The organism is Clostridium senegalense JC122, assembly GCF_000285575.1.
GTDB lineage: Bacteria > Bacillota > Clostridia > Clostridiales > Clostridiaceae > Clostridium_J > Clostridium_J senegalense.
This window is the reverse complement of sequence record NZ_HE611050.1, coordinates 524108-545700: the sequence shown is the minus strand read 5'-3', so window position 1 is coordinate 545700 and position 21593 is coordinate 524108. Positions and strand designations below refer to the sequence as shown.

At 26.4% G+C, this 21593-nt stretch carries 16 protein-coding genes, 1 tRNA gene and 1 pseudogene; 16 read left to right on the top strand and 2 right to left on the bottom strand.

What is annotated here, in order from left to right; translation table 11 throughout:
- Complete coding sequence (locus CSGHG_RS19750) at positions 1–1278, bottom strand: serine hydrolase (RefSeq protein WP_010292647.1); 1278 nt, start codon at positions 1276–1278, stop codon at positions 1–3.
- Positions 1279–1624: 346 nt separating this feature from the next.
- Between CSGHG_RS19750 and CSGHG_RS03160 the strand changes: the two genes are divergently transcribed.
- From CSGHG_RS03160 to holA, 8 genes are all read left to right on the top strand, one after another.
- Positions 1625–2299, top strand: coding sequence for a helix-hairpin-helix domain-containing protein (locus CSGHG_RS03160; protein WP_010292645.1), 675 nt, complete (start codon positions 1625–1627; stop codon positions 2297–2299).
- A 127-nt stretch (positions 2300–2426) separates the two neighbouring features.
- Positions 2427–3455 (top strand): selenide, water dikinase SelD, encoded by a 1029-nt coding sequence (selD, locus tag CSGHG_RS03155; protein WP_081496219.1) that lies wholly within the window; start codon positions 2427–2429, stop codon positions 3453–3455.
- 66 nt (positions 3456–3521) lie between these two features.
- On the top strand, positions 3522–4907 hold the full coding sequence (gene selA / locus CSGHG_RS03150; protein ID WP_010292643.1) for an L-seryl-tRNA(Sec) selenium transferase: 1386 nt from the start codon (positions 3522–3524) through the stop codon (positions 4905–4907).
- A 95-nt stretch (positions 4908–5002) separates the two neighbouring features.
- A complete protein-coding gene (selB, locus tag CSGHG_RS03145; protein ID WP_010292642.1) occupies positions 5003–6910 on the top strand; it encodes a selenocysteine-specific translation elongation factor in 1908 nt (635 codons plus the stop codon).
- A gap of 111 nt (positions 6911–7021) precedes the next feature.
- Positions 7022–7118 (top strand) — tRNA-Sec (locus tag CSGHG_RS23015).
- Positions 7119–7970: 852 nt separating this feature from the next.
- Positions 7971–8168, top strand: coding sequence for a PspC domain-containing protein (locus CSGHG_RS03135; protein ID WP_010292641.1), 198 nt, complete (start codon positions 7971–7973; stop codon positions 8166–8168).
- 378 nt (positions 8169–8546) lie between these two features.
- Complete coding sequence (locus CSGHG_RS03125; protein ID WP_147582080.1) at positions 8547–10088, top strand: ComEC/Rec2 family competence protein; 1542 nt, start codon at positions 8547–8549, stop codon at positions 10086–10088.
- A 167-nt stretch (positions 10089–10255) separates the two neighbouring features.
- Positions 10256–11302, top strand: coding sequence for a DNA polymerase III subunit delta (holA, locus tag CSGHG_RS03120; RefSeq protein WP_052314786.1), 1047 nt, complete (start codon positions 10256–10258; stop codon positions 11300–11302).
- Positions 11303–11377: 75 nt separating this feature from the next.
- Here the strand turns inward: holA and rpsT are convergent, their stop codons facing one another.
- Positions 11378–11644, bottom strand: a complete 267-nt coding sequence (gene rpsT, locus CSGHG_RS03115; RefSeq protein ID WP_010292636.1) for a 30S ribosomal protein S20 — start codon at positions 11642–11644, stop codon at positions 11378–11380.
- A gap of 400 nt (positions 11645–12044) precedes the next feature.
- On the opposite strand from rpsT, the gene gpr reads away from it, so the two are divergent.
- From gpr to dnaK, 8 genes and pseudogenes are all read left to right on the top strand, one after another.
- The gene (gpr, locus tag CSGHG_RS03110; RefSeq protein WP_010292633.1) at positions 12045–13025 is read left to right on the top strand and encodes a GPR endopeptidase; all 981 of its coding nucleotides are present in this window, start codon (positions 12045–12047) and stop codon (positions 13023–13025) included.
- A gap of 306 nt (positions 13026–13331) precedes the next feature.
- Positions 13332–14411 (top strand): stage II sporulation protein P, encoded by a 1080-nt coding sequence (locus CSGHG_RS21695; RefSeq protein ID WP_010292631.1) that lies wholly within the window; start codon positions 13332–13334, stop codon positions 14409–14411.
- A gap of 148 nt (positions 14412–14559) precedes the next feature.
- The gene (locus CSGHG_RS03100; protein ID WP_010292628.1) at positions 14560–14775 is read left to right on the top strand and encodes a hypothetical protein; all 216 of its coding nucleotides are present in this window, start codon (positions 14560–14562) and stop codon (positions 14773–14775) included.
- Positions 14776–15027: 252 nt separating this feature from the next.
- Complete coding sequence (gene lepA / locus CSGHG_RS03095; protein WP_010292625.1) at positions 15028–16836, top strand: translation elongation factor 4; 1809 nt, start codon at positions 15028–15030, stop codon at positions 16834–16836.
- 31 nt (positions 16837–16867) lie between these two features.
- A pseudogene (gene hemW / locus CSGHG_RS19740) lies at positions 16868–17997 on the top strand (radical SAM family heme chaperone HemW).
- 98 nt (positions 17998–18095) lie between these two features.
- Complete coding sequence (gene hrcA / locus CSGHG_RS03085) at positions 18096–19130, top strand: heat-inducible transcriptional repressor HrcA (RefSeq protein ID WP_026022203.1); 1035 nt, start codon at positions 18096–18098, stop codon at positions 19128–19130.
- A gap of 6 nt (positions 19131–19136) precedes the next feature.
- Positions 19137–19739 (top strand): nucleotide exchange factor GrpE, encoded by a 603-nt coding sequence (grpE, locus tag CSGHG_RS03080; RefSeq protein ID WP_026022202.1) that lies wholly within the window; start codon positions 19137–19139, stop codon positions 19737–19739.
- A gap of 20 nt (positions 19740–19759) precedes the next feature.
- On the top strand, positions 19760–21586 hold the full coding sequence (dnaK, locus tag CSGHG_RS03075) for a molecular chaperone DnaK (RefSeq protein WP_010292613.1): 1827 nt from the start codon (positions 19760–19762) through the stop codon (positions 21584–21586).
- The last annotated feature ends 7 nt before the right edge of the window (positions 21587–21593 follow it).

Genomic DNA, 21593 nt, shown 5'->3' with positions numbered 1-21593 from the left:
CTAATGTCTTTTATTTTTTAAGAAAAACATATTTTTTTGATTCCTTTTTTTTATTGTTAAAAGAATAAAAACAATTATAAGCCCTAAAAATAGTGCACAAATACCTGTTAAAATTAAAGTAAAGTTATTTGTGGAGTCAGTTATTGTATTATTTATATATTCGTAAGTACTTACAGTTTTTATTGGATAATAGTCCCTACCGCTTATAAGAGGAATGTCTTTTTCTATATTATTATATTTAAAATGAGCAACCCCTACCTTTTGACCAGCTAAAATAGCGCTAGTATCTAAGGTTGTTATATCATAAGTAATCTTAGGCTCATCTGTAACTGTTTTGTCTTTAGTATAGTAAAAACTTTCACCAGCAACTAAAGGTATTTCTACACCAGTTGTAGTGCATTTATAATCAGTGACTTTACTATTTTTTTCATACAATTTTACAGTTTCAAAGTTATTAAAGGCCCATTCGAAAATCTCCTTACTATCTTTAAAATATGTTTTATTTTGGTCTCTTAAAAGTGAAACTATGAAAGTTTCATTTCCTTTTTTAGCTGAAGCAACAAAAGAATGTAAAGCTTCGTCTGTAAATCCTGTTTTAGCAGCTAAACAAGGCTCATAATAATATTCAGAAGAAGGTTGTATAAGTCGATTGTCATTCCAAAGAGGTCTTTGTTCTTTGAATTTGTTTGTTGGTTCTAAAAATGTATTTTTAGTTTGAGATATTTCTAAATATGTAGAGTTTTTTAATAACTCTTTTTCCATTAAAGCTAAATCATAAGCTGTAGTTTTATGCTGTTTTTCATATAATCCATGAGGATTAGTAAAATTAGTATTTTTACAACCTAATTTTTGGGCACGTTGATTCATCATTGTAGCAAAGTTATCTATATTGCCACCAATATGTTCAGCTAAAGCAGTAGCAGAATCATTTGCAGATACCATTATTAAAGAGTATAAAAGTTCTCTAACTGTAAGAACTTCATCGGTATCTAGATATATTTTAGAGCCTTCTATAGTAGGTGGTAAGGTGCTAATTTTTACTTGTTCGTTTAAATCACAGTTTTCTAGTGTTAGCAAAGCAGTCATAAGTTTAGTTGGGGATGCTGGAGCATATTGAATATTTTCATTTTTACCATAAATAACTTCACCAGTTGAAGCATTTATAACAGCAACCCCCTCTGCACTAGCATTTGGAGCTGTTGTTGCTGCCATTACTAGATTTGTATTAAGCGTTATAAGCGTAAATGCACAAATTAAAAGTTTCTTTAATGTATTCATAATCATCTCCTAGTAATTTCAATTTAATATTAATGATTTTAACCAATAAACTTGCTTTGTAATCAAGTTTCATATTGATATTCTTTTATAGGATTACAAATGTTTTAAAATTAGATTACTAAAATTAAAAATAAATATTTTTGTTTTTTATTAATATATAATAAAAAGCAACTTTTCCCTTATAAAGTTAAAAATATTTTATTTAAAGCAGTATATGTTTTAAATTATATCAGAAAAATACAGAAAAAGAAAATTAATAAATTATATTTGGCAATAATATGGATATAATTAAAGATTTAGTCCTAAAATGTAAGTTATTTCAATTATATAAGGAGTTGATAATTTTATGAAGGAAAAAGAAAAAATAATAGGTTCAATTTGTATGGTAATAATGTCAATAATTTTTGTTTTAGGGGGTTATTTTATTTCAAAAGATAACAAATCAATTGAATGTGATGAAATTTTTTTAAAAGAAAAGTCTCAAAATAAAAATAAAATAACTGAAAAAGATGTTTTTAATGAAATAGAAAATGACGATAAAATTGAAAATGTATCAGAAAAAAGATATATTGTTGTTGATATAAAAGGTCCGGTAAAAAATCCTAGAGAGTATGTTTTGTTAGAAGGTAGTAGAGTAAGGGATATAATAAATGAAGCAGGAGGATTAACTAAAGAGGCCAATGAAAATTTAATACATTTTTCTAAAAAACTAAATGATGAAGATTGTATAGTCATTCCTAAAATAGGAGAAAAATTAGAAGAAAATGATGAAGTTAAGGATTTAGTTGAGACAGAAAAAGGTGTAAAAAATACAGGAAAAGAAAATAATAAAATAAATATAAATAAAGCATCTATAGAACAACTAAAAACATTATCAGGAATAGGAGATAGTAAAGCAGAGGCCATATTAGATTATCGAGAAAGTAATGGTGGATTTAAAAGTATAGATGAACTTTCTAATATAGATGGTATAGGAAGTAAGACTTTAGAGAAATTAAGAGATAAGGTGGACATTAGATAGTTAATATTATAAAATTATTAGGGTAAAACAATATTGAGTTTTTATGAATTAACTAGATATTACTAAAAGAATACATGTAATAATATTCAATATTGTTGTAGAATAATAAAATTTAAGGAGGCTTAACATGGATAAGAGACTTACAGAGCTTTCAAAAACGTCAGGTTGAGCAGCAAAAATAGGGCCGGAGACCCTTTCAAAAATATTAGGTAAATTACCTAAAATGGAAAATGAAAACTTGATAGTTGGAATAGAAACTTCAGATGATGCGGCTGTTTATAAAATAAATGATGATATAGCAACAATACAAACTTTAGATTTCTTTACGCCAGTAGTAGATGATCCATATACTTTTGGTCAAATAGCAGCAGCAAATTCATTGAGTGATGTATATGCTATGGGAGGAAAACCAACTGTAGCCATGAATATAGTATGTTTCCCTAATTGTCTTAATATAGATGTTTTAGGAGAAATATTAAAAGGTGGAGCAGATAAAGTTATAGAAGCAGGGGCAGTTATTATAGGTGGACACAGTGTTTCTGATGATGAGCCTAAATATGGGCTTTCCGTAATGGGATTAGTTCATCCAGAGAAAATATTAAAAAATTATGGATCTAAGGTTGGAGATATTTTAATTTTAACCAAGCCATTAGGAACTGGAATACTTACAACTGCTATAAAGGCAGAAATGGCATCTAAGGATGCTTATAATGAAGGCGTAAAAGTTATGAGTACTTTAAATAAATATGCAGGGGAAATTATAACCAAATATAATATAACGGCATGTACAGATGTTACAGGTTTTAGCTTAATGGGACATAGTTATGAGATGGCAAGTGCATCAGAGGTAACATTTAAAATATTTAAAGATAAATTGCCTATAATAAATTCTGTAGAAGAATATGCAAAGATGGGTTTAGTTCCAGCAGGAACTTATAATAACAGAAATTATTTAAATGGGAAATATGAATTAAATAATGTTGATGATTTTATTTGCGATATATTATTTGATCCTCAAACTTCAGGTGGTTTATTAATATCAATATCTAAAGAGGAAGGCATTACGCTTTTTGAGGAATTAGAAAAATTGGATTTAAAAACTGCTATAATAGGAGAAGTTATAGAATTTAATGATAAGCATATAATTGTAGAATAATTGTAGGTTTTAATCAATTGATTTTTAAAAAATTAAAATAATTTATTAGGGTTTAGGAGAAGGCTTATGAACAAGGAATTATTAAGAAAACTTCCAAAAATTGATGAGTTATTAAAGGAGCCATTAATTCAAAAAGAAATAGATGTTACATATAGAGTATTAGTAGTAGATTCTTTAAGAGAAGCTATAGATAAGTTTAGAAAAAATATATTGGAAAATAAAATTAATGATTTTGAAAGTGAAGATGTTTTAAATTATGCACTAGGAATTTTAACTAGAAAAAAACAGCATAATTTAAGAAGAGTTATAAATGCTACTGGAACAGTTATACATACAAATTTAGGACGTTCTCTATTAAGTAGCGATGCAGTTAAAAATGCTATGGAAGTGGCAAGTAGATATAATAATTTAGAATATGATATAAAAGAAGGAAAACGAGGTTCTAGATATAGTCATATTGAAGAGTTAATAATAAAAATAACCGGTGCGGAGGCGGCTATAGTAGTTAATAATAATGCAGCAGCCATAATGTTAGTTTTAGATACTTTATCTAAAAATAAGGAAATTATAGTATCAAGAGGTCAGCTTGTTGAAATTGGTGGATCTTTTAGAGTTCCAGAAGTTATGAAATTTAGTGGAGCTAAATTAATAGAGGTAGGTACAACTAATAGAACTCATTTATATGATTATGAAGACAATATAAATGAAAATACAGGTATATTATTAAAGGTTCATACATCTAATTTTAAAATTTGTGGATTTACTGAAGAAGTAGAACTTGATGAATTGGTAAAATTGGGAGAAAAAAAAGAAATACCTGTAGTAGAAGATATCGGAAGTGGAGTTTTGGTTGATTTTACAAAGTATGGATTTACTCATGAACCTACTGTTCAAGATAGTATAAAAAAAGGGGTAGATATAGTTACTTTTAGTGGAGATAAAATGCTAGGAGGACCTCAAGCTGGAATAATAGTTGGAAAGAAAAAATATATACATGCAATGAAAAAAAATCAATTAACTCGTGCACTTAGAATAGATAAAATGACTTTAGCAGGATTAGAAGGAACATTAAGGCATTATTTAGATGAAAAAGATGCTATAAAAAACATTCCAACTTTAAATATGATATTAGCATCTAAAGATGAAATGAAGAAAAAAGCTATAAGATTTAGAAAAAAGCTTAGAAATGCAGTTAAAGATTTTAAATTTGATATAGAAGAAGATTATTCTATGGTTGGTGGAGGATCTATGCCAACAGAGAAAATACCTACATATGTTATAAAGGTTAAAAATGAAAGTATATCGGTAGCAGAAATAGAAAAAAATTTAAGATTAAATGAGGTTCCTATCATAGGTAGAGTTTTTGATAATGAATTTATAATAGATGTAAGAACTGTTTTTGAAGAGGATATAAAAGAAATTATAAAGGCTTTAAAACACATGGAAAACTAAGTTTACAAAAATAATAGTTTAGGGTTTATTGGTCTATTTTATTAAATAAGGTAGGCCAATGTCTTTTTAAAATTTAATTTGAAAGGATGTTAGTTATGAAACATGTTATTATAGGAACTGCAGGTCATATAGACCATGGAAAAACAACACTGATTAAGGCGTTAACAGGAAGAGAAACCGACACTTTAAAAGAAGAAAAGGATAGAGGAATTTCTATTAATTTAGGTTTTACATATTTTGACTTACCATCAGGAAAAAGAGCAGGAATAATTGATGTTCCAGGCCATGAAAAATTTATAAAAAATATGTTAGCAGGAATAAGTAGCATAGATGTTGTTTTATTGGTTATAGCAGCAGATGAAGGAATTATGCCACAAACTAGAGAACATTTAGAAATACTACAACTTTTAAATGTAAAAAAAGGAATAATTGTACTTACTAAAGCGGATTTAGTTGATGATGAATGGATAGATATGATAAAAGGAGATATAAAAAAAGAATTTGAGGGTACATTCCTTGAAAATGCTCCAATCCATGAAGTATCATCTAAAACAAAATCAGGATTTGAAGCTCTTACTGAAGATATAGAAAAGCTTACTAGTGAAGTAAATCCAAAAGATACAGAAGGACATTTTAGATTACCAGTAGATAGAGTATTTACGATAAAAGGATTTGGTACTGTTGTTACAGGAACAGTAATAAGTGGACGTGTTAAAGTTGGGGATAGTATAGAAATATACCCATCTAAAATAATAACTAAGGTACGAGGTATAAGAATTCACGATGAACCATGTGAAATAGGTGAAGCGGGACAAAGATGTGCAATAAACCTTGCTAATATAAAATTAGAAGAAGTGTCAAGAGGAAATGTTATAGCAAAGGAAAATATAATGGAACCTTCTTACAATATAGATTGTAATTTATATTATTTAAAAAGTGCAGAAAAACCATTGGTAAATAGACAAAGAGTTAGACTTTACCATGGTACAGAAGAAGTACTTTGTAGAGTAATTATATTAGACAAAGATGAGCTTAAACCAGGTGAAAGTGGATATGTTCAATTGAGATTAGAAAAGCAAATAACTGCACAACGTAATGATAGGTACGTACTTAGAAGCTATTCTCCTATGTTTACAATAGCAGGTGGATCAATAATAGAGCCAGTAGCTAAAAAAGCTAAAAGATTTGATGAAAAGTATATAGAAGAATTAAAAATTAAAGAGAGTGGAAAATCAGAAAGCATATTAGAAAATGTCATAAATCAATTAAGCAACACATATCCTAATAAAGCTAATATATTAAAATCACTTGGAAAAAATTTAGAAAATATTGATGAAAAAATAGAAGAACTAGTTGAAAATAAAATTATAATAGAACTTAAAGCATCAGAAAATAATATATATGTTCATAAAGAATTCTTAAAAAATAAGATAAATATAATAGAAGAAAAATTAGTAGAGTTTCATAAAATTAATCCTTTAAAATTTGGAATGTCAAAAGAGGAAATAAAAAGTAAGGTTTTTGGTAAAGCTTTAAAACAAAAAAATTATGATGAAATTTTAAATCTTTTACAAGATAGAAATATAATAAAAGTAAATTCTAAATTTATATCTTTGTTTAATTTTAAAGTTGAATATAATAAAGAACAACAAAAAATTAAGGAAACATTGATAAAGTCATATAAAGAAACAAAATATAATTGTCCCAAATATAGTGATTTAGCTTTAAATGAAAAAGATAAAAGTAACTTTAAAATGGTCTTTGAATCTTTACTTGATCAAGAATTGTTGGTAAAACTCAATGAAGAGTGTATAATAGAAAAGGGAAATTATGATAAAGCAAAAATTATGCTAAAAGAATATATCGAAAAAAATGGATCTATAAGTGCATCGTCAACAAGAGATTTATTTGAAACTAATAGAAAATATGCAGTTGCTATGTTAGAACATTTTGATGGCATAAAATTCACTAAAAGGATAGAAAACGACAGAATTCTATATTAAAATTATAAAAAGACACATAAATTATTAGAAACATAAAAAAAGTGTTGAATTATGTGAAAAATTTGATATAATAATAGATGTGTCAATAATTATTTGAAAAACAAATATTCTGGGAGTAGATAGGTGCTGGTGTGCCTGCCGGTCTTCAAAACCGTGTTGCCGTGCTAAGACCACGACGGGTGGGTTCGATTCCCACATATTCCCGCCAAATAAGTATATACAGACTTATATAATCTTAAGGTTATATAAGTCTTTTTATATTTATTTTAATTTTAGAAGTATTAATTTCTTATGAGATAGCAGATTTAGAATGAATTGTTTTAAAACCTGAAAATATGTACAAAGATGAATTGTAATATAATAAAACAGTTAGGTTATATAATGTATAAATAATTTAAAAAATTCTATGATGTAATATATTAGTATATATTCAAAATGTAACTTATTTATTAAAATCTTAATATAAAAAAGGAACTGAATCATTAACTTTGAAATATATACTAAGGTAACATATTATTTTTTATAAATTAAAGTTTAATTTAATGTACTTAAATTTAAAATCAAATGAAAAGTATTTTTAGTATTATTAAAAAAGTATAAAGTAATTAACAAACTATTTACTAAAATTTTGCTAAAAATATTAAAAAGTATGATTTATAAAATAAGTATTAGGAGTTGAAATTTATGAAAAGATTATTTAAAGATATGGCTGTAGAAATTAAAACAATTTTTAACAGAGTATTCACAGATACAGAATTTATTTGTTATACTTTTAGATTTAGAATTTAGTAAGAATGTAGGAAAACAACAGAAGATTTGACTTATAAATTGAGTGAAAATATATAAATAGTAATATTTAAGTTAATGTATAAAATTTTATATAAAAGATAATCTAAAACCTTATGTTTATTATATAAGGTTTATTTTTATAAAAAATAATGTAGAGAATATTTAGGGTACAATAGAAGAATAAAATAGTATAATAAAAGTAAGTATAAAGTATATAACACTACATAAATAAGGAGAAATCTAGAATTATGTATAACTGGAGGTGAAGATAATGGAGTTTTTCAAAAAACCTATATATAAATCTAGGGAAAATAAAAAGATAGATGGGGTATGTGCAGGTATAGCAAATTCATTAGAGGTGGATGCTAGTTGGATTCGAATTTTGTTTGCATTAACTATTTTATTAGGGGGATCTGGAATTATTGTGTATTTAATATTAGATATAGCACTAGAGAAAGAACCAGAGTAAAAAACAAGCTTAAAAGATATGGATTTATGAAAATTTATATTTTTTAAGCTTATTATATGTTTAAAAAGCATTTATTTACTCTAAACTAATTTAAAATTCCATTATGCTTTCTTATATGTTCAATAGAATGGATAAAATATCAATTATATGGCTATAATTTCTATAAAAATGATAATAGGTGATTATATTGGAAAGACCATTAATATTTTATGCTATATGTATATTTATAGGTAATTTTTCAGCATTACTTTTGTTGCAAAATAATTATTTTATATTTTGTATATTATTAATTTTTTAGTAATATCTTATATTGAATTAGAAAAGCAGTATTTTTTCTTTGTACTAGCTTTTATTTTTATAGGATTTGTTTCATATAATATGTATTTTGCTGCAGAACTAGGACAATCTGTTCAAGGTAGAATTATTGAAAATAATAATGGCAAAGTTATAGCTAAGGTAGAAAGAAGAAAAATATTCTTAGAAGGTAATAACCTGGATAATTTTAAATTAGGACAATTATTTAATGCAAAAGGATATTATATAAAAGATTTAGATTATAAAAATGGTACTTTAGGAGTTTATAAAGTAAGAAAAGTAGAAAAAGAACAGGATATTGTAACAAAAATTTATAATATAAAAACTAATTGTTATAATAAAATTGCAGAATATGATAAAGATTTAGCATCAATTGTTATGGCTATATCTTTAGGTGATAAATCCTATTTAGAATATGAAAAGAAAAATAGTATGAATACTTTAGGAGTTGTACATATACTTACAGTTTCAGGATTTCATATTGCGTTGATATATAAATGTATGGAAAAACTATTAGGATATAAAATTTCTATAGTAATTACATTTATGTATATAACAGTTATAGGTTATACAGCTTCTACACTTAGAGCTTTTATAATGATTTGTATTTTTGTATTATCAAAAAAAGTTTATAGAAATTATGATGGGATAAATAGTTTAGCATTAGCGTTTATAATAGTTATAACAATGAATCCATATTATATTTTAAGTCCAGCCTTTAATTTATCATTTTTATCAGTATTAGGTATCTTTGTAATGAATAAAAAATTTGATGAAACATTATACTTTTTGCCTAAGCTATTAAGACAATCAATAGTTGTTACATTATCAGCCTCTACTTTTACAATGTTATATATTGCTTTTAATTTTGGTACATTAAATTTAAATGGTATAGTAGGGAATTGTTTGCTAATTCCATTTTATACAATTTTAATAATAGTAAGCAATATGTTTCTATTTGCTATTTATATTCCTAAAGTAAATACTTTATTTTTAAGTTTTTTAAAAGGATTATTATTATGTATAAATACATTTGAAGGATTTTTAATAAAAGATTTTAATCAAATATATAATGTAGGATATATTGCATCTTTAACTATTTTATCTATGTACTGCTCTTATATATTCTATAAAAGTGGTTATAAAAACAGTAAGTATATACCTGTTATAATGCTTATGATAACAATTATAAGCCAATACTCCGTTTATCCTAATATACACTATATAAAGACTAAAAATGGAACTACTATAAATATTAATTATAAAATGAAAAATGTTATTTTAAGCAACAAGTTAGTAAAACTTTCAAAAATAAAAGAACCAATAGATGTATATAGAATTTATGATGAAATAGATTGTGAGGAAAGTTTAAAATTAGATGAGAAATATAAAATAAAAGCTATAAATAATTATGGGTATTTAGACTTAATAATATCTTATAAAAATAAAAATATATTTATAACTGAGAAAGAAAATTATAGTAAAGATAATATAGATAAATATAATATTGTAGAATTAGTTGAAGATGATAAATATAAACCAAAGGGAACTATATATGGAAAGTATAAGATTATAAATGATGATATAGTAAAAATATATTATTAAAGTAAAGAGTTATTGTAAAATAAAAAATAAATTATAATATATAGTTATAATAGGAAACAAGTCTCTATTTAAATTTGTTTTATGTAAAATATAGTATTGAATTTGAAGTGAGTTGAAGCATGTTTCACTATTTTAGGTATTTAAGCTTTAATTTATACATTCTTTCTATGAAAGGTAAGGGAAAAACGGTGATTAATTTAGTTCAATTTGAAACAAATATAAAAAAAGGTGTGTTGAAAAATTTATATGTATTTTGTGGTTCTGACGAAAATTTAATAAAACAGTCTATAGAAAAAATATCAAAAAGTTTAGTTGGAGAAGATTTTAAAGAATTCAATTTTATAAGATTAGATGGAAGAAAAGTAGATAATGATATTATAGTAAATGCCTGTGAAACTATGCCTTTTATGGGTGAGCAAAAAGTTGTTGAAATTTTTAGAGCAAATTTTTTAGATGATGCTAAATCTGTAGATGATGAAAAGACAATAGATTTTAATAAGCTTTTAAAATATACACAAAATTTACCACCATATACAACATTAATAATGTATTATATATTCAAAAGTGATAGAGATAAACCTAGTAGTAAAGTTAAAAAACTTGAAAAAAATGGTGTATTAATTAAGGTGGATAAAGTAAAGGGAAATAACTTATATTTTAAGGTAAAGGAAGTTTTTGAGAGCAAAGGTAAAAAAATAGATAAATCTGAGTTGAGTTTTTTTTGTAGTTTAGTAGAAGGTAATATGAATATTATAAATAATGAGGTAGAAAAACTTTGTTGTTATTGTGAAGGAAGAAACATAACTAAAGAAGACATTTTATTATTAATGTCTCAAAAAAATGAAAATGACATCTTTAATTTAGTAGATTATATTTCTCAAAAGAATATAAAAAAATCCATAGATGTATTAAATGAATTGATTTATAAAGGACAAGAGGTAACGGCTATATTATATATGATACAAAGACAATTTAGATTACTGTTGTCTGTAAGGGTAAGCAGTGAAAAAGGAGAATCTATTGAAAATATATCTAGAAAATTTAGATTACATCCATATATAGCTGAAAAAATGATAGGTCAAAGCAAGAAGTTTACTTTGGAAAAACTTAAGAAAAATTTAGAATTGGCATTAGAAGTTGAAGGTAATATAAAAAGTTTAACAACTAATAATAGAATACAGTTAGAATTCTTTATTATAAATTCTATGATATAAAAATAACTAATCTTTAAGGATTAGTTATTTTTTATATCAAGTAAAATAAAAAACCGGTAAAAACCGGTTCGTTTATTAAGCTGATAAATTGTTTAATTTAGTAGCTAATCTAGATTTCTTTCTAGCTGCTTTATTTTTATGTAGTATTCCTTTTGATGCAGCCATATCTAAAGCTTTAGCAACTACAGTATAGTTAGCTTGAGCTTCTTCTACATTTTTGTTAGCAACTGCAACTTCAAACTTTTTAATTCTAGTTTTAAGTGCAGATTTTATCATTGTATTTTTAAGAGTTTTAGCTTTAGTAACTTTTATTCTCTTTTTTGCTGACTTAATGTTTGCCATTTCACTTCACCCCCTTGTATTTTTATCACGTCTCAGCAGCTTTGGGGAAGTCTGCGTATGAGTTCTTTTTATTCAACAAGTGATATTATATCACTAATTTTTTTACACTTCAAGTAAATTTTATAAGTTAATTAGAAAAAATTACTGATTTTATGTATAAATACCCCTAAATCTTATTATAACAGCATTGATAATAAAAATACATAAAATTTTTAAACTTTATATTAATTGTTAAAAAAATACATTGTAAATTTAAATTATTTAATTGTAATTAAGAAACATTAATTAAAGAATATTAATATTTTATTTGGAAAAAATAAAATAACATATGATTTTAGAATAATAGACTATAAATACTAACTTTACAATTAAAAGTTAAAAGGTTAAGGGAGGAATATCAGTGAATAATATTAGAACGGATTTAGCATTAGAAGCTAGGGAGTATTATACTGAACAGAATAGTGAAGAACGTGAAATAGATGGTGTGGAAGTTGAAGAATATATTGATAAACAAGTTATGGTTTCTCATGTTAAAGTTATAAATGAGAATGGAGAAAAAATAATTGGAAAACCTAAAGGAAGTTATGTAACTTTAGAATTTGCTGACTTTGTTTATTATGATGTAGAAGCAAAAGAAGATTTAAGTCAAAGTTTAGCAAAAGAACTTTCAAAATTAGTAAAAATAAATGATAAAACTACTGCATTAGTAGTCGGTTTAGGGAATTGGAATATTACACCAGATGCGTTAGGTCCTAAAGTTACATCAAAGTTAATGGTGACAAGACATTTAAAAGAATATGTACCTGATAGTATAGATGAAGGTATAATACCAGTTTCTGCTATAGCGCCAGGCGTTCTTGGAATTACAGGTGTAGAAACTAGTGAAATAGTAAAAGGTGTTGTAGATAGGGTTAAACCTAATGTAGTAATATGTATAGATGCTTTAGCGTCAAGAAAAACTCAAAGAGTTAATAGGACAATACAAATTGGAAATACAGGTATATCACCAGGTGCGGGAATAGGAAATAATAGAATGGCATTAAATGAAAAAGAATTAGGTGTTCCTGTAATAGCTATAGGTGTTCCTACAGTTGTAGATGCAGCAACATTAGCTAATGATACTATAGAATTAGTAATAGAAGATTTAATGAAAGAAGCTAAAAGTGGTAGTGAATTTTATAATAGTTTGAATTCATTAGATAGAGATGAAAAAGAAGTGTTAATAGGTCAAGTTTTAGGTGAAAAAATGGCGACTATGGTTGTTACACCTAAAGATATAGATATGGTAGTGGACTGTCTATCAAAAATTATAGCCAATGGTATAAATATAGCATTACAGCCAGCTTTAACATTAGAGGATATTGATAGATATTTAAATTAAAAATATTAAAAATCTGCTTTGAAATAAAAAGTAAATTTTATTCAAGGCAGATTTTTTATGCTGTTATATTTTAAAGAACTTAAACATATATTATAGTGATTGAAACAAAGAAGGAATGTTACTTAGGACAAGTTATGCGATTATAAAGGTTATCTAAATAAAATAATTTAATACAAAATATAATAATTATTTTAGATTTTTACGGAGTTGAAGTAGTTTTTTCAATTAAATAATTTGAAAACAAATTTAAATATTATAAAAGATAAGCTTTATATATAAATTTTATACAAATAACAGGAGGGTGAAATGAGATACAATAGGGAGAAATATAAAAGATATAATCCAAGGTATAACCCAAGATATAGTTCAAGATATGTTAGTAGCAAATCATATGGAAATGTGAAAAATGTTAAATTGAATTTTAAATATATGAAATTTATAATTATAATTTTAGTAGCTACATTACTGATAATTTTACCTAAAAGTTTTATTATATATGAGGGTCATGGTAGTGATGGTATAAAGACAACTTTATATTTTAAGGCTATAAATAATAGTATGGCAACCGTAAGTGTTTCATCTAATAATATGCTAAGAGAAGAGGATAAAGGTATATCATCTTTTAGTATTTTAGAACTTATTAAAGGAGAATTAGGCTTTTTTGATAAAAATCAAGTAAAACAGGTAAAAGCAGAAGACTATAAAATAAGCGCTTTTAATTTAGGTGAAGGTGATATAAATAAAAATGAAGTAAGTGCCGTTCCAAAAAATAACGCTGCCCAAAATGCAAATAAAAAAATACTAATATATCATAGCCATTCTTCTGAAGCCTATTCACCAGGAGAACAAAGTAAGAAGGATGCTAGTCAAAATATAATTGCTGTAGGTGAAGAACTTACAAAAAATTTACAAGCACAAGGATTTACTGTTATACATGATACAACTGCACATGACCTACCGGATTATAATGCTGCTTATTATAAATCACGTGAAACTATGAAAAAATATTTAAATGAGTATGGAAACTTTGATTTGATTATAGATTTGCATAGAGATTCAGGCGTAGATAAAAAATATGTTACAGGAAACATTAATGGTGAAGCAACAGCAAAGGTAATGTTTGTGCCAGCAATGGCTAATCCAAATTATGCAAGCCAATTAGAAATAATGAACAACATCGTAGGAGAATCTAAAACATTATACCCAGACTTATTTAGAGGAAGAGCTATATATGATGTTTATACAACAGGAATAACTTATTACAGTCAAGATTTAAGTAGTAATGCAGTATTGATTGAAGTCGGATCTACAACTAATACTCTTGATGAGGCAAAAGCTAGTATGAAATATTTGGCTCATTCCATTAGTGCAGGATTATCAAAATAAAAATAATATAAAATGCTCTATCAAAATAAAAGTTAAATTTATTTTGATAGAGCATTTTAAGTTTTAATTTTAAAATATGATTTTACATTTTGATGTTTGAATAAAAAACATACATAATGTAAATTATTATAATATTGGAGGTGCTATTTTGGGAAGAAAAGAAAAAAATATACTAATTTTATGTATGTTAGCTATTATTATTGGAACTATTATGATAAATAAAAATTCAAGTGATATAGTGAAAAAAAATAGTAATATAGAAATTTGTAATGAGGATAGGCCTAAAATAATATTAAAATTAAATGAAAAACAATTAGTGTTTAAAAGCGATTTTTTTATGATTTACAAAATGGCTTTGAATTAATATTTAATAATATAAAAGAAAATATAAATTAATTATATAAAATGATAGTGGAAAGAAAATTTATAAAATTTATAAAAAACTAAAGTTAAGGTTGTTTAACACATAGCATTGACAAGTTAAATAAGTTGTATGGTATAATTTAAACTGAATAATTATAATTTATTTATAAAAGTATGTTTAAAATTAAATGTAGTAAAAAATTTGATAATATAAAGTAAATTTATATATCCATTACAAACGGGGGTAAAATTCATGCAAAGTGACAGACAAAAGTATATAAGAAATTTTTCTATAGTTGCCCATATAGACCATGGTAAATCTACATTAGCTGATAGATTACTAGAGAAAACAGGTACATTAACACAAAGAGAAATGGAATCACAAGTACTTGATAATATGGAGTTAGAAAAAGAAAGAGGAATAACAATCAAAGCTCAAGCAGCTAGGCTTGTATATAAAAGAGAAGCAGATGGAAAAGAATACATATTAAATCTAATTGATACTCCAGGACATGTAGACTTTAATTATGAGGTTTCTAGAAGTTTAGCAGCTTGTGAAGGAGCAATTTTAATAGTAGATGCAACACAAGGTATTCAAGCTCAAACTCTTGCAAACTGTTATCTAGCATTAGATAATGATTTAGAAATAGATCCGGTAATAAATAAAATAGATTTAGCAAGTGCAAGGCCAGAAGAAGTAAAGCAAGAGATAGAAGATGTTATAGGTATAGAAGCACAAGATGCACCTTTAATATCAGCTAAAACAGGATTAAATATAGAAGATGTATTAGAATCAGTTGTAGAAAAAATACCTGCACCAACTGGTGATGATGAAGCGCCATTGAAAGCATTAATTTTTGATTCTTATTATGACAGTTATAAAGGTGTTGTTACATATATAAGAGTTTTTGATGGAAGTGTTAAAGTAGGTACAAAAATAAAATTAATGAATACTAATAAAACTTGTGAAGTTACAGAAGTTGGAGTATTTACTCCAGCACCAATGCCAGTTAAAGAATTAAGAGCTGGAGAAGTTGGGTATTTAAGTGCTGCTATAAAAAATGTAGGAGATGCAAGAGCAGGAGATACGATAACAGAAGCAAATAGACCTACTAAAGAACCAATGAAGGGCTATAGGCCAGCAATACCAATGGTGTTTAGTGGAATATATCCAGCAGATGGTTCAAAATATGAAGCATTAAAAGAAGCTTTAGAAAAATTACAGTTAAATGATGCTGCACTATCGTTTGAACCGGAAACATCTATTGCATTAGGTTTTGGATTTAGATGTGGTTTCTTAGGATTATTACATATGGAAATAATTCAAGAAAGAATAGAAAGAGAATTTAATTTAGATATAATTACAACGGCTCCATCAGTTATTTATAAAGTTACAAAAACAAATGGTGAACTTTTAGAGATTACTAATCCTACAAATTTACCAGAGGTATCAGAAATAAGTTATATGGAAGAGCCTATGGTGAAAGCGTCTATAATAGCACCTTCAGATTATGTAGGAGCTATTATGGAATTATGTCAAGAAAAAAGAGGGGTATTTATAGATATGCAATACCTTGATCAAACAAGGGTTATGATAAATTATGATATGCCTTTAAATGAGATAGTATATGATTTCTTTGATGCACTAAAATCAAGAACTAAAGGATATGCATCTTTTGACTATGAATTAAAAGGATATAAAGAAACTAAACTAGTGAAACTTGATATAATGTTAAATGGAGATGTTGTAGATGCTTTATCAATGATAGTTCCAGAAGAAAGAGCTTATCATAGAGGCAGAAATATGGCGGAAAAATTAAAAGAAATTATTCCAAGACAGTTATTTGAAATTCCAATTCAAGCAGCTGTAGGTTCAAAAATTATAGCAAGAGAAACTGTAAAAGCTATGAGAAAAGATGTTCTTGCCAAATGTTATGGTGGAGACATATCAAGAAAGAAAAAACTATTAGAAAAACAAAAACAAGGAAAGAAAAGAATGAGACAAGTTGGAAGTGTAGAAGTTCCACAAGAAGCATTCATGGCAGTGCTTAAAATAGATTAATTTTAATAAAAGCTATAAGGAGGAATGCAAAATGAAAGATGTATCATTATATATTCATATACCATTTTGTAAAAATAAGTGCTTTTATTGTGATTTTCCTTCTTTTAGTGGATGTGACGGGAAAATGCTAGAGTATTCTAAAGCTTTAGGAATGGAAATAGATAAAATAGATAAAGATTACATTATAAAAACAGTATTTATAGGTGGGGGAACTCCCACCTATTTATCTTTAGATGGATTAAAATATATAAAAGAAAGTATAGAAAAATTAAATTTAGCTCTTGATGTTGAGTTCACAGTAGAAGGAAATCCGGGTACATTCACAAAAGAAAAATTAGAATTATTTAAAAGTATGGGTGTTAATAGATTAAGTATAGGTCTTCAGGCTTATCAAGATAATCTTTTAAAAAGTATAGGAAGAATACATTCGGTAGAAGATTTTGAAAAAAGTTATAAATTAGCACGAGAATGTGGATATAAAAATATAAATATAGATTTAATTTTTGGACTTCCCAATCAAGATATTGAAAATTGGGAATATACACTGAAAAAAGTTATAAAACTTAACCCAGAACATTTGTCTTGCTATAGTTTAATAATAGAAGAGGATACTAAATTTTATAGTTTATTTGAAGATGATAAATTGAGACTGCCATGTGAAGAAGATGAAAGGGAAATGTATTTAAAAACTTTAGAGATACTAAAAGAAAACGGTTATAATCATTATGAAATTTCAAATTTCTGTAAACCTAATAAAGAATGTAGACATAATTTAGTGTATTGGGAATTAAAACCTTACATTGGTTGTGGAAGTTCTTCGCATTCTTATGTAGATGGAAGAAGATATTATAATGAAAGTGATATAGAAAAATACATTAAAAAAATTAATAAAAATGGAAGTGCAATAATAGAAAGTAAAAAAATAAAATAGAAGATGACATTGAAGAATATATGTTTTTAGGATTGAGAAAAATAGATGGTATTAACAAAAAGCAGTTTCAGCGTAAATTTTCTAAGGATATATATGAAATTTATGGGGAAATTATTAATAGATTTAAAGATTTAAAAATGATAAATGATGATGGAAATAAAATATACCTCACAGAAAAAGGAATAGAAGTGTCAAATAGTATAATGTGTGAATTTATATTAGAAAAGTAAAAAAGGTATTGACAAATTAATATTAAAATGATATGTTAAGAATGTAGTAATTAGCACTCCTTGTTAATGAGTGCTAATAAAGAGGTGATAATATGAAAATGGATGATAGAAAAATTTATATACTACAAGCTATTATCCATGATTACATTACTTGTGGTGAGCCTGTAGGATCTAGAACTATTGCTAAAAAATATGATTTAGGAATTAGTTCTGCAACTATTAGAAATGAGATGGCAGATTTAGAAGATATGGGATATTTAGAACAACTTCACACGTCTTCAGGAAGAAAGCCCTCTGATAAAGGTTATAGACTTTATGTAGATAATTTAATGAAAATATCTAATTTAACATCACAAGAAAAAGCTATAATTAAAGAATCTATAATTGATATGGCTTGTGGTGAAATAGATAGAATTATAATGAACGCTACTGAAATTTTATCAGACCTTACAAAACTTACATCTATAGTAAAGGCTCCGTCTCTTAGAAAAAGTACATTAAGACATGTTCAACTGTCTTTAGTTGATAATAATAATGTCTTAGCTACTATGATAACTAATAGTGGTGTCATTAGAAACAATATTATTAAAATTACAAAATCAATAGATAGCAGTGCTCTTTTAAAGTTAAATAATATTTTAAATGAAAAACTAAGAGATATAAACATTGAAGATATTTCTTTGGAGTTTCTTTTAAATATTAAAAGAGAATTAAAAGGAAATGAAGAAATTTTAGATGCTATCATTCCTATACTATATGGGACTTTAATAAATGAAGAAAATAGTAAAATATATATAAAAGGCTCAACAAATATATTTAATTATCAAGAATATAATGATATAGAAAAAGCTAGAGATTTTTTGAATTTTTTAAATAATAATGAGTTTGTCAAGAATTTATTAGATCAAAATAAGGAAAATGGATTAGCGATAAGTATAGGAAAAGAAAATTTTAATGAATATACCAAGCAATGTAGTATTATAACAGCTACTTATAATTACAATGGGATACCACTTGGGACTATAGGAGTTATAGGTCCAACAAGAATTCCGTATGGCAAAGTAGTAGGAATTTTAAATACATTAGTAGATGAGCTTAACTTTAATATAGAAGAAATATATAAGAAGTTTTAAAAAGCTATGGAATGGAGGAGTGCAAAGTTGAATAAGAATAATATAGATGAAAATCTAGATGAAATTAAAGATGAACATACGAATGAAACAAATGAATGTTCAGAAAATCAATGTGAATGTGATACAAAAGAAAAAGAAACTACTTTTGAACCAGTAGATGTAAAAAAAATAAAAGAAGAAAATGAAAAGTTAAAGAAAGAAGTAGAAGAGTTAAAAGAAAGACAATTAAGAATTTCTGCTGAATACGATAATTATAGAAAAAGAACAATAAAAGAAAAGCAAGATGTATATTTAAATGCATATGAAGATGTTTTAAAGGAAATGTTTGAAGTCTTAGATAATTTAGAACGTGCTTTATCATGTGATTCTAACTTAGAGGATTTAAGAAAAGGAATCGAAATGACGGTTAAACAGTTTAATACTTCTTTAGAAAAATTAGAAGTTGAAGAAATAGATACAAATGGAGAATTTGATCCTAACTATCATAATGCAGTAATGCATGAAGAAAATGATAGTGTTGGAGCAAATCAAATAGTAGAAGTATTCTTAAAAGGATACAAAAAAGGTGAAAAAGTACTAAGATATAGTATGGTAAAAGTAGCAAACTAACAATTAGGAGGTAATTTATAATGGGAAAAGTAATTGGTATTGATTTAGGAACAACAAATTCATGTGTAGCAGTTATGGAAGGTGGAGAACCAGTTGTTATAGCAAATGCTGAGGGAGCTAGAACTACACCATCAGTTGTATCTTTTATGAAAGATGGAGAAAGATTAGTAGGTCAGGTTGCTAAAAGACAAGCGATAACTAATCCAGATAAAACTATAATATCAATAAAAAGACATATGGGAACAGGTCATAAAGTTAATATAGATGGAAAAGATTTAACACCACAAGAAATATCTGCAATGGTACTTCAAAAATTAAAAGCTGATGCAGAAGCATATCTAGGTGAAAAAGTAACTGAAGCAGTTATAACAGTTCCAGCATACTTTAATGATAGTGAAAGACAAGCAACAAAAGACGCAGGAAGAATAGCTGGTTTAGATGTTAAAAGAATAATCAATGAGCCAACAGCTGCATCACTTGCATATGGTCTAGATAAAATGGATACAAATCAAAAAATATTTGTATATGACTTAGGTGGCGGTACTTTCGACGTATCAATACTAGAACTTGGAGACGGAGTATTTGAAGTTTTATCAACAACAGGTGATACTAAATTAGGTGGAGATGACTTCGACGAAAAAATAATGAACTATATAGCTGAAAGTTTTAAAGCTGAAAATGGTATTGATTTAAGAAATGATAAAATGGCACTTCAAAGATTAAAAGAAGCTGCAGAAAAAGCTAAAATAGAATTATCATCTTCAATGCAAACAAATATTAACTTACCATTTATAACAGCAGATGCTACAGGTCCAAAACATATAGACCTAAACTTAACAAGAGCTAAATTCAATGAATTAACTCATGACTTAGTTCAAAGAACAATTGAGCCAATGAAAAAATCACTTGCAGATGCTAAATTATCAATAACTGATATAGACAAAATACTTTTAGTTGGAGGTTCTACAAGAATACCAGCAGTTCAAGAAGCTGTTAAAAACTTTACAGGAAAAGAACCATCAAAAGGAGTTAACCCAGATGAATGTGTTGCAGTTGGAGCAGCAATTCAAGCAGGAGTATTAACAGGAGATGTTGAAGGATTACTATTATTAGATGTTACTCCATTAACATTAGGAATAGAAACATTAGGTGGAGTTGCAACTCCATTAATAGAAAGAAATACAACAATACCAACTAAGAAGAGCCAAGTATTCTCTACAGCTCAAGATGGTCAAACATCTGTTGAAATTCATGTTGTTCAAGGTGAAAGACAAATGGCTGCAGATAATAAAACATTAGGTAGATTTACTTTATCAGGAATAGCACCAGCACCAAGAGGAATTCCACAAATAGAAGTTACATTTGATATAGATGCTAATGGTATTGTAAATGTAACAGCTAAAGATAAAGGAACAGGAAAAGAAGCTAATATTACAATAACAGCATCTACAAACTTAAATGAAGATGAAATTAAAAAAGCTGTAGATGAAGCAGAACAATTCGCAGCTCAAGATAAAGAAAGAAAAGAAGCTATAGAGGTTAAAAATAATGCTGACCAAATGGTTTATCAAACAGAAAAAACATTAGGTGAGCTAGGAGACAAAGTTTCAGCAGAAGATAAATCAGAGATAACTACTAAAATAGATGCATTAAAAGCTGTTAAAGATGGAGAAGATATAGAAGCAATTAAAAAAGCTACAGAAGAGCTAACACAAGCATTCTATGCAGTATCTTCTAAAATGTATCAAGGAGAAGCAGGAGCACAAGGAGAAGCTCAAGCTGAACCACAACAAAATAGTGGGAATGCAGATGAAAATGTAGTTGATACAGATTTTAAAGTAGACTAATTAACAA